Raw genomic sequence first — 12842 nt, 5'->3', positions numbered from 1 at the left:
CGCACCGCTGAAGGGCCCTAGCCGGCCGGGGTGATCAGGCCGTAATGCCCGTCGTAGCGGTGGTAAAGCACGCTGGCGCAGCCATAGGCGGCGTGAATGAAGAACAGGAACGGCAGGCCGAGCATGGCCAGCCGGTCGGCGGCTCCCTCTTCGGTGAGGCACGGCAGCGGTTGTTGGCTGATGGTCACCGGTAACGCGTACTGGCTCACCCGGTCGGCCAGAGCCGGCGCTGCCAGCGCGAGGCGGTAGCCCGTCGGCCCGGCGTGATACAGCACACTTGCGGTGCCCGTGCCCTTCTCCGTGAACAGATGAAAGTCGTAGTCGAGCAAGTCCATTTCGCGGGCGGCATCGTCGACGGTGCAGGGCGCCATCGTGAACGACTTGCGCCGGATGACGCGGCGCTGATCGGCCGGGCGGGGGAAATAGTTCGGCCGGTGCGCCGGCTCGGACTCATGCCGCCATTCGTGGGGACCCGCCGGCGGCAGCTCGCCGCGGCGCGCGTCCCAGTGCTCGGCGGCGCGTTCGAGGCGGCGGCGCAATCGCCCCACGAGAAGATCGACCGCTTCCCGCGCCGTGTCGGCCTGGACCTGGGCGCGGACCGGTCGGCCATCGACGTCGAGATTGGCTTGCGCGACGACGGGCCGCTGCACCGCCGGGTCGCGATGTCTGGTCAGTCTCACACGGGCATGCCGCACCGGCCGGCTCGCGTACCGCGTGAGCTCACCGACCTTGGTGCGGGCGTACTCGGCCGCAGCAGGAAGCTCGCCCCGGATGGTGACCTGCACGTCGATGTCCTGTGGCGGTTGTGTCCTGTGGCGCATAGTTAAAGTGCTATGTCACGAAACCGGCTGCGGGACAGGGCCAAAGGTCACCGAAGTCTTCATTGCAGTGCCGCCGCTCGCACCAGCTTCTCCTCGGGTTGGCCGGGGCTCTTGGACGCGTCGGTCTCACGCGCCAAGAACGCGGTGAGTTCTCCGATCGCGGTCATCAGCGGGGCCGGGAAGACGATGGTGGTGTTCTTCTCCACCCCCAGTTCGAGCAAGGTCTGCAGGTTGCGCAGCTGCAGGGCCAGCGGGTGACGCATCATGGTGTCGGAGGCGTCGCCGAGGGCAGCGGCGGCGCGGGCTTCCCCTTCGGCCGCAATGATTTTGGCCCGCTTCTCCCGCTCCGCCTCGGCCTCACGCGCCATCGCGCGCTTCATGCTGTCGGGGAGCTGAATGTCCTTGAGCTCTACCAACGTGACCTCCACGCCCCAGTCCACCGTGGTGGCGTCGAGGATCTGGCGAATGCTGCCGTTGATCTTCTCGGTTTGGGCAAGCACTTCGTCGAGGGAATGTTGCCCCACGACATTGCGAAGGGTGGTCTGTGCGATCTGGTCGATGGCGGCGTGCACGTTTTCGATGACCACGACGGCCTTGCGGGCATCGACGATCCGGAAGTAGGCAACCGCGGCGATGTCGACGCTCACGTTGTCGCGGGTGATGATGCCCTGGGACTGGATGGGCATGGTCACGATCCGCATCGAAATCCGCCACAGGCGGTCGATTATCGGAATGATGATCCGCAACCCGGGTTCGCGAACGCCGATCACGCGGCCGAGGCGGAAATGCACACCCCGTTGGTACTGCTGTACCACCCTGATCGACGCCGTCAGCAACACTGCGACGACAATCCCCAACGCCACCAGTATTGCGGCAATCTGGCTCATCACGATCTCCTCGATCCGCTTCGCACCGTCACGAAGCCGCCGGAGAGCCGGCGGCCCGCTTGTGAATCCGGGCGGCGAACGCCGCCGCGCGACCGAGGTCGTGCTCGTTCGGCCGCCCCCGGTTTATTCCGCCGATGAATCCGAATGGCCCAACCGTGTCGAACCCCCGGCAAGAGAACGATCCGATGACGTCGAACCCCTTCTGCTCGAGCTTCTCCCGAACGGGTTTGTGGTAACCCAACAGCGGAACCTCGCGTGCGCCGCTGGTGAAAAACGTGAAGGCCGCGGTCGGGTGGTCGGCGGCCGGGAGCTGACGGATCAGTTTGCGCAGTCTCGCGTCCACCATCATGTAGTAGATGCCGGAACCGAACCCGACGACGTCGTAGTCGTGAACGGTGCCCGGGTCGACCGACTCCGGTGTGACGACCTCGGCACCCAGCACCTCGGCCATCCGATCGGCTACCAGACGGGTGTTGCCATGCGACCTCGAAGCGCACACGATAAGCGACCTCATGGCCAACTCCTTTGCGAATGTGGCTCAGACGGCTCCATGCTCCGCCGGGATTGGCGGCCCCGGTAAGGGCGCAATGGCACAGCGCCGTGAGGGCCTTGGTCACTTGTGTGAATCGTCCCTGGTGAGAGCCGAAATCGGCAGACGACCGGAGGTCCCTCGCGGTCGGGACTTCGGTCCCTATCCACGTGCCCGGCGAACCGGTCGAATAGGGGTTGTGACTGTGACAGTTCCCGCAACGGATGCCGGTGCGAAGATAATCGTCCTCGAGTCGCATCCGACCTGGATTTCGGCGCAGCGACGGGCAGCCGAACGCGTCGAGGCGATGCGCCGTCATCCGTCATCGATGGCCCGCCCCTCCCATCGGCCCCAAACCCAGCTCCGGCGGCCCCGGCCGTGACTCGGATAGCGGCGAGGGCGCTGACGTTGCCGGCGGCCGCGCTCATGCTGTTGGCGGGACCGGCGGGCATGGCGGCTGCCGACAACGGGCGTCCGCAAGCCAAGCCCGAGGAGCGGGCCGCGGCTCTGATCCGGCCGTCCATCATGTATCTCGCCGGTGAAGGTTACGGGCTGGTCCGGCTGCCCAGCGGTGAGGTCCTGTCGCAATTCGGGCGAGGTTCCAGCATGCCTTTCCTGGCCACCTGGCACTGCACGGCCTTCGTCGTCAACCCCGACGGTTGGGTGGCGACCGCGGGCCACTGCGTCGACCCGGCGAGCGCCACCCTCCTGATACTCAAACGGGCCGCCCTCGAATACCAGAGCGAGCATCCGGATGCGCCCGAGTCGAGCGATCCGGCGGTCACATTGGACTGGCTGCAGAAGAACGCGAAGGTCGAAGGCGACACACCAGGCCAAGGCCCCCACGTGAACATCGCGCTGATATCGGGCACGGGAACGAAACTCGCGGATAAGTTGACCGCCAACGTCGCCGACTTCCGGCCCATGGGGAAGGGCGACGCCGCCCTCCTCAAGATCCCCAAGCACAACCTGCCGTCGTCGGAACTGGCCACCGATGCCGACGTCACCATCGGGACGCCCGTTCTCGCGGTGGGCTTCCCCGAGAGCACCCAAAACATCACCGGCCCTTCGCTCGACCCCACCTACAAGAGCGGCAAGGTCAGCAAGAAGTCCCTCGCGGGATCCAATCCCGAGTACGAGATCGACGCCGCGATGACCGACGGCATGAGCGGTGGCCCGACGGTCGGGCTGGACGGAAAGGTGGTCGGCGTCAACAGCTTCGCCCCGGTCAACGAAACACAGCCGTTCAACTTCATCACGCCGGTGGACGGCGTCGCCGCGATACTGGCCGGCAAGGGTGTGAAGCCGGCGCTTGGACCCGCGGACCGGTTCTACCGCAAAGGGCTGACCGACTTCTATGCGGGTCGCTACACCGACGCGATCGACGAGTTCGACCAGGCTCTGGCGATGTCGCCCGGCTACCCCGGTCTGGAGGACCTCAAGACGACCGCGGTCAACCTGCGCCAGCAGTACGGGGATTCCTCCGCGCTGAGCGGCCGAAATTTGTTGCGGTACATCGTCATCAGTGTCGTTTCGGTGCTCGGCCTCGGCGCCGGCCTGACCTACCTGGGGCTCAGGCTCCATCGTCGCGTCCCCGCGGTACCCGACGTACAACCGCTTCGTCTGATGCCCAAGCATGAGTTGGGTGCCGGTGAACCGCACTTCTGCGCACATTGCGGGGCCGAGCACCACCCGAGCGAGCAGTTCTGCCCGAACTGCGGCAAGCACATAGACCTTCCAGCGGCGGTACGGGGAACCGGACTGATTTCCTGACGGATGGCCTATCGGTGAGCGCGGGATTATCAACCAGAGTGGCGGCCCGGTTCGACGACGCGGCGGCGCGCACTCGAGAAGCCCTTGCACAGCACGGATTCGGCGTGCTGACCGAAATAGATGTCAGAGCGAAGGTCCAGATTCAGCTTGGTGTCGAGATGGAGGACTACCTGATCCTCGGCGCCTGCGATCCTGCTGTGGCATATCGCGCCATCGGTGTCGATCGAGAGATCGGGCTGCTGCTGCCGTGCAACGTGTTGGTGCGCGCCGACCCGGGTGACCCGGGCACGGTGATCGTTGAGGCGATGGATCCCGGGCTTCTGGTCGAGGTGACCGGTGAGCCGGCCCTCATCGCGATCGCCGCCGAAATCACCGCGAGCCTGTGTGCCGCGATCGCTTCGCTGACCGAAAGCGATTAATCTCGGCGGCCACCATACCGACCACCACCGGCACAGCTCGTGCGACCACCGGGGTCAGCCCGTCGCCCGGGCCGGTGTGCGCCGCCTCGACGGCGAAGACCACCACCGCGTCGGGTACCCGCTCGAGCTCTCGAGCCAGCGCATGGGTGCGACCGATATCGATGCTGTGCGAGCTCAACCCCTCGGCTTGGGTGGGCACCTCGTCCAGCTGGTAGTGATGGACGCGGCCCGGGGTCGCCGGGGTGACGACCGCCGCGTCGATGACCACGGCCAGCTCCGCCCCGGTCCATGCGTCGAGAACGCCCAACGGTTCTGCAATGCCCGTATGCACAACGACGTTCGGCCAGGCGAGGCGTTCTATTGCAATCGCAGCGGCGACGCCGACGCCGTCGTCACGCCGGTAGCAATTGCCGAGCCCGATGACGGCAACCCTGCCGGCACCCTCGGTCATCGTCGCTGCACCGTCAGCGTCAAGAAGTGCGCCGAGCAGGAAATGCACGGGTCGTAATTGCGAATCACCCGCTCGCACAGGGCCGTCAGGGCGGCATCGTCCAAGGTCAGGTTGTCGGACACCACCCGGGCAAGATCGGATTCAATGGCGGCCTGATTCTGCGACGTGGGCGGGATGATCGTCGCCGCGGAGACCAGCCCGCCATGATCGATGTCGTAGCTGTGATACAGCAGGCCGCGGGGCGCCTCGCTGACGCCGTGCCCGGTTCCCGCCCGGGCCGGGACGTCGACGAAAGGCCGTGGCGGCCGCTCGTATCCGTCGATGATCCGCAGCGCCTCTTCGATCGCGTAGACGACCTCCACGGCGCGAACGATGATGCTGCGGAACGGGTTTCGGCACCCGGCCGACAGCCCGGCCGCCGCGGCCGCCTGGGCCGCGATCGGTGAAAGAGCCGACGAGTTCAGGCTATAGCGCGCCAAGGGGCCGGTGATGTAGCGGCCGCCGTCGAGCGTCGCGTGCAGGGCGGTGGAGTGGGGCACCTGCGACTCGCGCACGTGCTCGGTGAAGTCGACCGCTGCGAACGCCTCCCCGGCGCTGCGCGCGATGACGCCGTTCTCGATCGGATACTGGCCGTTCTGGCTCAGCGCCAGCATCTCATGGTCGAGCTCGAGGTCGGGGAAGTCGAAACCGGCCACCCACTCGACCGTCGCGACCGCGTCGTCGAGCGCCCGGCGCAACTGCTCGGCAACGGGAGCGAACTGCGACCGGCTGGGCACCGAGTAGAACCCACCCAGGCGCACGTTGATCGGGTGTATCGACCGGCCGCCGACGAAGTCCATCAGCGCATTGCCCGCCTTCTTCAATCGCAGGCCGCGTTCGACTATTTCGCGCTCGTCGCGGGCCAGCGCGATCGCATCGGGGTAGCCGAGGAAGTCGGGTGCGTGGAGGAGATAGATGTGCAGCATGTGGCTGTGAATCCATTCGCCGCAGTACAGCAGCCGGCGCAGCGCGACGAGCTCTGGATCCACCTCGACGCCACAGGCGCTTTCGATCGCGTTGCAGGCGCTGACCTGGTAGGCGACCGGGCAGATGCCGCAGACGCGTGCCGTCAGGTCGGGCGGCTCGGTGTAGGCGCGTCCTCGCAGGAATGCTTCAAAAAATCGGGGCGGCTCATAGATGTTCAATTGGACGGTTTGCAGCGCGCCGTCCTTGAGCGTGACGTGCAGCGCCCCTTCGCCTTCCACCCGGGTCAAGGCCCCGACGCTGAGCGTGCGTTCCGATGGAGTCACGACTTGCTCCGTTCGGCGGCGAACGTGGCGACGTTGAACGTCGAGAACACCCGGTCGACGTCACCGTCGGACATTCCGTCGCGGCGCAGCAACGGGATGAGCGTCGCGGTTTGCGGCGCCGCGGACGGACCGAAACAGCCGTAGCAACCGCGATGATGGCTGGGGCAAAGCGCCCCGCACCCGGCGTGCGTGACCGGCCCCAGACACGGAATACCGTCGGCGACAACAACACACGTGGTCCCGCGCAGCTTGCACTCGGTGCACACCGTCTTGGCCGGCAGCCGGGGTTTGCGCCCGATCAGCAGGGCCGCCAGGGTGTCGAGCAGCTGGCCCCGGTCGATTGGGCAGCCCGGCACCTGGTAATCCACCTTGACGTGCGCCGATGCGGGCGTCGAGGTTGCCAGCGTGTCAATGTATTCCGGCTTGGCATAGACGACGGAGGCGAACTCGGCGACGTCGGCAAAGTTGCGCAGCGCCTGCACTCCCCCCGCCGTCGCGCACGCCCCGATGGTGACCAGAACCTTGGATTGCCGCCGGATCTCTTGGATGCGCTGCTCGTCGTGCCGGGTGGTGATCGAACCCTCGACCAGCGAAACGTCGTACGGACCGGCCACGATCGCGCTGGAGGCCTCGGCGAAGTTGGCGATCTGCACTTGGTCAGCGAGAAGCAGCAGTTCGTCCTCGCAATCCAGCAGGGTCAGTTGACATCCGTCGCACGAGGCAAACTTCCACACAGCCAAGGTGGGTCGGGTCATCACAGCTCCTTCACCCGTAGCAGCGGGCCGGCGACGTCGTAGCCGACGACGGGGCCGTCACGGCACAGCAGCAGCGGTCCCAGCTGACAGTGCCCGCACATCCCGACCCCGCACTGCATGTTCCGCTCCAGCGAGACTCGGATATTCTTAGCCGCAACGTCTTTCGCGAGCAAGGCCTCCGCACCGAATCGCAGCATCGGCTCGGGCCCGCACAGGAATGCGCTGGTGCGATCGGGATCCAGGACGAGCCGCCCCAGCGGATCGGTGACCAGGCCGACTTCGCCGTGCCACCCCGATGTCTGGGCGTCGACGATCAAATGCAATTCGATCTGCGGGTCGTGCGACCACTGCTTGAGCTGAGCGGCGAAGACGAAGTCGGCCTGCGACCGGGCGCCCACGATGAGCGTCACATTGCCGTAGCGCGCCCGGTCGGCCAGCGCGCCCAGGATCGCCGGGCGCAACGGGCACAGGCCCACGCCCCCGGCAACCATGACCAGATCCCGCCCTACGGCTTCCGCTAGCCCCCACGTCGTGCCGAAGGGGCCGCGGACACCGATGATGCTCCCCGGCTGCGCGTCGTGCAGGGCGCGGCTCACCGCGCCGACCGCTCGCACCGTATGCGTGATCGAGCCGTCGGTGACGGTGGGATCGCCGCTGATCGAGATCGCGGCTTCGCCTACGCCGAATGCGTAGAGCATCATGAACTCGCCGGGTTGCGGCGCGCGCAGCACTTCGCCGAGCGGTTCCAGGCACAGCGTTGCCGAGTCGGGGCTTTCGACGACGCGGCTGCGCACCCGGTACGGGTTCGGCGCCATCACCGATGCGAGGGCGCCCGCAGCGTCAGTCATCGCGGGCCATCTTGTTCATTTCCTCGGTGATGTCGATCCCGGTGGGGCACCAGGCAATACACCGCCCGCAGCCGACACACCCCGACATGTCGAACTGGTCGTGCCACGTGCCGAGCTTGTGGGTCAGCCAGTGGCGGTAGCGCGAGGAGCCGGACTGGCGGACGCTGCCGCCGCCGTGGATGTAGGTGAAATCGGGCTCGAAGCACGACGCCCAGTTCTCCCAGCGCTCCGCATGCTCACCGGTCAGATCGCTGACGTCCTCGGTGCTGGTGCAAAAGCAGGTAGGGCACACCATCGTGCAATTGCCGCACGTCAGGCAGCGGCTGGCGACCTCCTCCCACTGCGGCGACTCGCGCGACTCGATCAGCAGGTTGCGCAGGTTGGCGTCCGGCATCGCCCGGCCCATCCGGTGCGAAGCGGCCTGCACCGCGGCGTGCGCCGAACCGATCTCCGCATCGTCGGCAACCCGATGGGGAACGGCCGCAAGGACTTCGGCACCCTCGTCGGTGCCCACCTCGACCACGTAGGTCACACCGTCGCCGTCGGACCGCTCCGTCAGGGCCAAGTCGTAGCCCGGTCCGGCCGCGGGCCCGGTGCCCATCGAGGCGCAGAAGCACAGGCCGCCCGGCTCCGTGCAATTCACCGCGACCACGAAGATCTGGCGATGCCGGCGGACGAAGGAGTTGTCGGGGAACTGGCCCCGGCCAAGGACACGGTCGAGCGTCGCGATCGCGGCCAAGTCACACCCACGCACGCCCAGGAACGCGTACCGCGGAACCTCCTCGTCGGAATCGGCGGTGCTGAACCCGTCCCGGGTGCCGGACCACAGCCGGCGCCGCGGCGGGTGCAGGAACTGCTTCCAGGACTGGGGCCCCGATGAGTGCCCGAATGCCGCGTCATCGTCACGCCTGCGCACCCGATACTGCCCGGGCGCCACGTCGACGCCCCATCCCCGCGGCAGGTCGGCGGCGGACTCCAGTTGGTCCAGCACGATCGCGTTGTCCCGCAACGTCGGACCGATAACACGGTATCCGCGATCGATCAGGACCTCGACAAGACGGTGCAGTCCGGCGGTGTCAAACGATGCGGCACCGGGGTTCTCGCCGTAGACGCTCATCGACCCATCATCCGCCGGTTCGGTTGTGCTGTATAGGGCTTTGGCAACGCGGTCATCGGCTACGAGGCCTCCGCGAGGGACTTGATGTCGCGTTCCCACAGGCCGTCGCGAGCGCGATCCAGCCGGGACCGGACGACCGCCACAAGTGCCGCCATCGTCATCGTCACCGCCAGCGCTGTCACCACCGCCACGCCGACCGCCTCGCCAACGGCGAGCCAGGTCGGGGTGGGCGGATCCACCGGATTGCCGTCCCCGTCCACCCACATCTCGATGGTTCCGCCCACCTTGGCCTGCTCGGTGACCACCAGTGGTCCGTTGCGCTCCCCGCTCGGCCCGGGCCACTTCGCCTGCACGACAACGACACCCAAATCCTCGACCAGGGCATCGACGATCGTCGCCATCACGCGGTGCCGCTCGTGCGCCTCCCGGGTGTACACCTCATCCCGCGCGCCGTAGGTCACCGCGCCGATTACGCCGCCGACCGGGACGGCGATCAGGGATACGACAACCGCGACCAGCATGACCAACGATTCGATGCGGTCCGCGCGGCGGAGCAACGGGTTATGGCCGAATACGCGAGCGATCCGCCAACGGCTGGGGTCCCAGGTGAACGTCTCCATAGTGTCCTCTGCGCCGCAACCGTTTCGGTGGATTCGCCGGTTCAGAAGGCGACCTGGTGGTGTTGATCGGTCATCCACTCGACGACGTCGGAGAGCTCGCGCCGCGGTGTCGCCGGCAACGGGTCCGCGTTGATGGGCGCCCAGCCCACCCGGAGCAGCATCTGGGGGTAGCTGCTGTCGCCGAAGATGTCGGACTGGACCGCCGCGCGAGTTTCGGGCGTCTCCAGCGGTTCGGTGACCGGGCAGCTGGCCAGCCCCAGTGACGTCGCGGTGAGCAGCACCACGCTGGTCGCCTCACCGGCACGCAGCTGGGCCAGGCGGTCGTCGTTGCGGGTGCCCAGCGCGAGGACGACGGCGTTGTCGTCGGCCGACGACGAGTCCGGCGGCATGGGGAGCACCGGGCCGGCGAAGACCCGGCCCGGAATCTTCGCCGCGAGATCCGGCACCGGCGTATTGCGCGCCGGGACGCCGGCCACCGACGCGTAGCGACCACTCCACTCGGTGAGCTCGGCGAGATAATCCTGGTTCATGTGGTCCCGGATGGATTGAGCGACGATCTTCCGCAGATTGTCGAGGTCTTCGACTTGGCACAGCGTTACCCCGCTTCGAGCCGCCCGCGCCGCCATCAGGGCGACATCGCCCACCGGCACGGGCCAGGAGCTGTAATAGCGCCGGTCGGTTCGCCGCCGCGGTATCGCCGCGGCCAGCGCGATGTCGACGGAGTCGGCGCGGTGTGGCGAAAGCTCGATGGCCGCAAGGTGGCTGGGATCGGCGGGATTCGGCAGCCGAGTCACCTTGGAAAGCCACCCGACCGCCGCGAGCGCGACGACACAGTGATGCAGGGCCGCACCGCAACTCAGCATGAGGTCCCGGCCATCCGGGTCGGTGTTGGGCAGTTGCCGGCTCGCGTCGGAGTAGAAGTGCAGGCTCGTCGCGTCCACCCGCCACCGCCAGGGTTGGGTGTTGTGCACCGAAGGCGCCCGAGATGCCAGACTCAAGACCGTCCGGACCGTGCCGGCATCCGGAAATCGAGTGTTCATGGCGGTCGTTTCCCTTCGGTATTTCTTCGTCTTACCTACGATTGCGGATCGCTGCCGGCCCGACGAGAGCCTGACGGCTCTAGCCCGAGGGACTTTGGGCCAATCGCATAGCTACGCGGCCGCCGCGACGCTCACGTCGACGGATAGCCGATCGCCGATGGCGTAGGCCACCGACCAGTCGCCGAGGCACGCCGCCCGTGCCAGCTCGTCGACCAGGGGGCTGTGGGCGCCAAGCTCCGCCAGCCATGCCGTGACGATGGGTGCGATCTCATGGCCGGGCACCCGGACGGTGCGTCCGCCGTGCAAACGATCGGTGACGCGGTACATCATCGGGCTCGGCACGGCTCGCAGGTGGTGCCGTCGTGTTGTGAACCTCATCACGGCCTCCTTGATCGAGCCTGGAATACATCCGACCACTCCCCCGGTCCGGCCCACAGGGCCGAACGCAACCGGGCGGCAGGTGCTTCAGTCGTGCTTTCGGGGATGCGGAGGTCCCGCGGCGGGAGGGCCATTGGTCACCTGGCTCCGCGACGCGAACGCGCCTGCGACCGAGGCGGCCGCAATCGTCAACAAGGCGCCGAACATCAACGCCGACGCTTCGCCCGCGAAGAGCAGGTGTTCCTGGGTGCCGATGGCGGCCGCGGCCACCGGCACGCCGAGCTGCCCGGCCGAGAGCACCGCCAGGGTGAGCGGTTGGCCGAGCAGCCTGCCGGCGCAGTGTGCCAGCACGGCCCCGAGCCCCAGTCCCACGCCGAGCAGGATGAGTTTCGGGTGCGCACCGAGCTCGCGCACCTGTAGGGAAGCGCCCAGCCAGACGAAGAACAGCGGGCTGAAAAACCCCTCGGTGATTCCGAACAGCTGGCGCGCCAACCGTCGCGGTTCACCGACCATGGTGACCACCAGGCCCACCGCGAAGCCCGCCAGCATGACGGACACGTGCGTGCTCATGGCGAGCGCCGCCAGGGCGAACAGCACGATGAGGTTGGTGCGCAATTCCAGTGCGAACCGGCGATTCTCGGAGTAAACGTGCATCCGGCGGCGCCAGCCCTTGGCGTCGGAGGCGCGCAGCAGCACGTAGAACACCCCCGCACACGCGGCCACGGCCAGCGCGCCGAGCGCGGCGGTGGGCGCATGTCGGAGGTCAATCACTAGCGGCAGCAAGACAATACAGGCGGCATCCGCAATAGCGATCTGCGCCGTAACGGCAATCACCTGCGGCCCCTGCAATCGCAGTGAATCGATCACCGGCAGCGCCAGCGCCGCCGACGACGAGGCCATGAGCACGGCGTACATCGCCGCATGGCCGGTGCCGAAGGCAGCCGCCAACCCGGCCCCGAGCGCCACCGCGACGGCGCCACCCAGCGCCGCCCGCGCCAGCGCCTGCGGTAGCGATGCGCGCAGTGCGGTGGCGCCGACCGGGACATGGGTGCCCACGACGAACATGACCAACGCGAAGCCGATGTTGGCGAGCAGCTGAAACGTCGGGTTGGTGACGTCGACGACGCCCAAACCGGTCCGGCCGACGACGAGGCCCGCGACCAGCTCGCCGATGATCACCGGTATCCGAAGGCGCGGCAGCGCCGCCAGCAGCGGACCGGCCAATCCGATCGCGGTCAGCAGCGCCAGGGTGTGGAAGCCGAACCCCGGCACGTCAACGGTCCCTGCGCGCCAGCACCAAGACATTCTGCATTCTGCGCGGCCCAGTTCTAGGGATTGATCGTGTTATCCCCGACCTGGCGGCCCCAGACGTACTCGATCGCGTACGGCGATCCGGTGTCGAGGTGGTTGTAGGGGGCGATGCTGTTCCCGGTGTCCATCACCAATTCGGGTGCGGGCCAAAGGTGTCGGGTGATGGGCTGCCAGCAACCGGGGGCGCCCCCCGGGCCGCCGCGCGCGTTCACCCGCGGCAGGTTTTCCGGGTAGGTGTACGGGTTCGGCGCGCCGCCGACGACCCCGGCCAGCCCGCCGACCAGGCTGGCGAGGGTGACCACCGCCGACACCGGGTTGGCCAGCAACCCCAACCCGGACAGCGCCTCGGTGTTCATATTCAACGAGTAGCCGTTGAAACCGCCCTCGGACGCGCCCGTGGCGGCCAGCGCATCGTTTTCGTTGCGCAGCAAGCAATAGATCTCGGGGCTGTAGGTGTCCAGCAGCTGGGCCGTGGGCACCAGGTCTTGGGCGCCGCGCGCCAGGTACGGGCCGCCCCTGTTGAAGACGTCGGCGCCGGTGTTGCCGAACCCGGCCGCCGACAACAGCGCCTGGTCCAGATCCTTCTGCTGTTGGTTGACCGTCC

Annotated in this window: 15 protein-coding genes; 2 read left to right on the top strand and 13 right to left on the bottom strand. The window is 67.6% G+C overall.

Annotated features, from left to right (window positions below; translation table 11 throughout):
• Positions 1-17: 17 nt before the first annotated feature.
• From A5758_RS16325 to A5758_RS16315, 3 genes are read right to left on the bottom strand one after another with little or no spacing between them, the layout of a single operon-like run.
• On the bottom strand, positions 18-821 hold the full coding sequence (locus A5758_RS16325) for an HPF/RaiA family ribosome-associated protein (protein ID WP_067741920.1): 804 nt from the start codon (positions 819-821) through the stop codon (positions 18-20).
• 59 nt (positions 822-880) lie between these two features.
• Positions 881-1708: a slipin family protein gene (locus A5758_RS16320; RefSeq protein ID WP_067201737.1), complete on the bottom strand. Its 828-nt coding sequence runs from the start codon at positions 1706-1708 to the stop codon at positions 881-883.
• Between the two features lie 28 nt (positions 1709-1736).
• Positions 1737-2222 (bottom strand): flavodoxin family protein, encoded by a 486-nt coding sequence (locus A5758_RS16315; RefSeq protein ID WP_067201733.1) that lies wholly within the window; start codon positions 2220-2222, stop codon positions 1737-1739.
• Between the two features lie 393 nt (positions 2223-2615).
• Here A5758_RS16315 and A5758_RS16310 point away from each other — a divergent pair, with 393 nt between their 5' ends.
• Both A5758_RS16310 and A5758_RS16305 read left to right on the top strand, forming a co-directional pair.
• Complete coding sequence (locus A5758_RS16310) at positions 2616-4010, top strand: trypsin-like peptidase domain-containing protein (protein WP_231987338.1); 1395 nt, start codon at positions 2616-2618, stop codon at positions 4008-4010.
• 14 nt (positions 4011-4024) lie between these two features.
• Positions 4025-4429: a DUF302 domain-containing protein gene (locus A5758_RS16305; protein WP_067201727.1), complete on the top strand. Its 405-nt coding sequence runs from the start codon at positions 4025-4027 to the stop codon at positions 4427-4429.
• Here the strand turns inward: A5758_RS16305 and A5758_RS16300 are convergent.
• The 10 genes from A5758_RS16300 to A5758_RS16255 all read right to left on the bottom strand — a co-directional run.
• Entirely contained in the window at positions 4380-4880 is a 501-nt protein-coding gene (locus A5758_RS16300; RefSeq protein ID WP_067741917.1) for a hydrogenase maturation protease, read from the bottom strand. The genes A5758_RS16305 and A5758_RS16300 overlap by 50 nt on opposite strands.
• Entirely contained in the window at positions 4877-6169 is a 1293-nt protein-coding gene (locus A5758_RS16295; protein WP_067201719.1) for a Ni/Fe hydrogenase subunit alpha, read from the bottom strand. Before A5758_RS16295 ends, A5758_RS16300 begins: the two co-directional genes overlap by 4 nt.
• Positions 6166-6924 (bottom strand): oxidoreductase, encoded by a 759-nt coding sequence (locus tag A5758_RS16290; RefSeq protein WP_067201716.1) that lies wholly within the window; start codon positions 6922-6924, stop codon positions 6166-6168. The genes A5758_RS16295 and A5758_RS16290 overlap by 4 nt, the downstream gene beginning before the upstream one ends.
• The gene (locus tag A5758_RS16285) at positions 6924-7772 is read right to left on the bottom strand and encodes an FAD/NAD(P)-binding protein (protein WP_067201713.1); all 849 of its coding nucleotides are present in this window, start codon (positions 7770-7772) and stop codon (positions 6924-6926) included. Before A5758_RS16285 ends, A5758_RS16290 begins: the two co-directional genes overlap by 1 nt.
• Positions 7765-8889, bottom strand: coding sequence for a 4Fe-4S dicluster domain-containing protein (locus A5758_RS16280; protein WP_067741906.1), 1125 nt, complete (start codon positions 8887-8889; stop codon positions 7765-7767). The genes A5758_RS16285 and A5758_RS16280 overlap by 8 nt, the downstream gene beginning before the upstream one ends.
• 59 nt (positions 8890-8948) lie before the next feature.
• On the bottom strand, positions 8949-9509 hold the full coding sequence (locus A5758_RS16275; RefSeq protein WP_067741903.1) for a hypothetical protein: 561 nt from the start codon (positions 9507-9509) through the stop codon (positions 8949-8951).
• A 41-nt stretch (positions 9510-9550) separates the two neighbouring features.
• Complete coding sequence (locus tag A5758_RS16270) at positions 9551-10549, bottom strand: NAD(P)H nitroreductase (RefSeq protein ID WP_067741900.1); 999 nt, start codon at positions 10547-10549, stop codon at positions 9551-9553.
• Positions 10550-10660: 111 nt separating this feature from the next.
• On the bottom strand, positions 10661-10927 hold the full coding sequence (locus A5758_RS16265; protein ID WP_067741995.1) for a hypothetical protein: 267 nt from the start codon (positions 10925-10927) through the stop codon (positions 10661-10663).
• 87 nt (positions 10928-11014) lie between these two features.
• Complete coding sequence (locus A5758_RS16260; RefSeq protein ID WP_231987337.1) at positions 11015-12199, bottom strand: cation:proton antiporter; 1185 nt, start codon at positions 12197-12199, stop codon at positions 11015-11017.
• A 56-nt stretch (positions 12200-12255) separates the two neighbouring features.
• Positions 12256-12842 (bottom strand): MCE family protein (locus A5758_RS16255; RefSeq protein WP_197503961.1); only part of this gene is annotated, 587 nt, incomplete at its 5' end.

The sequence above is a fragment of the Mycobacterium sp. 852014-50255_SCH5639931 genome, assembly GCF_001665605.1.
Taxonomy (GTDB): Bacteria; Actinomycetota; Actinomycetes; order Mycobacteriales; family Mycobacteriaceae; genus Mycobacterium; species Mycobacterium paraffinicum.
This window is presented reverse-complemented; position numbering and strand designations above follow the sequence as displayed.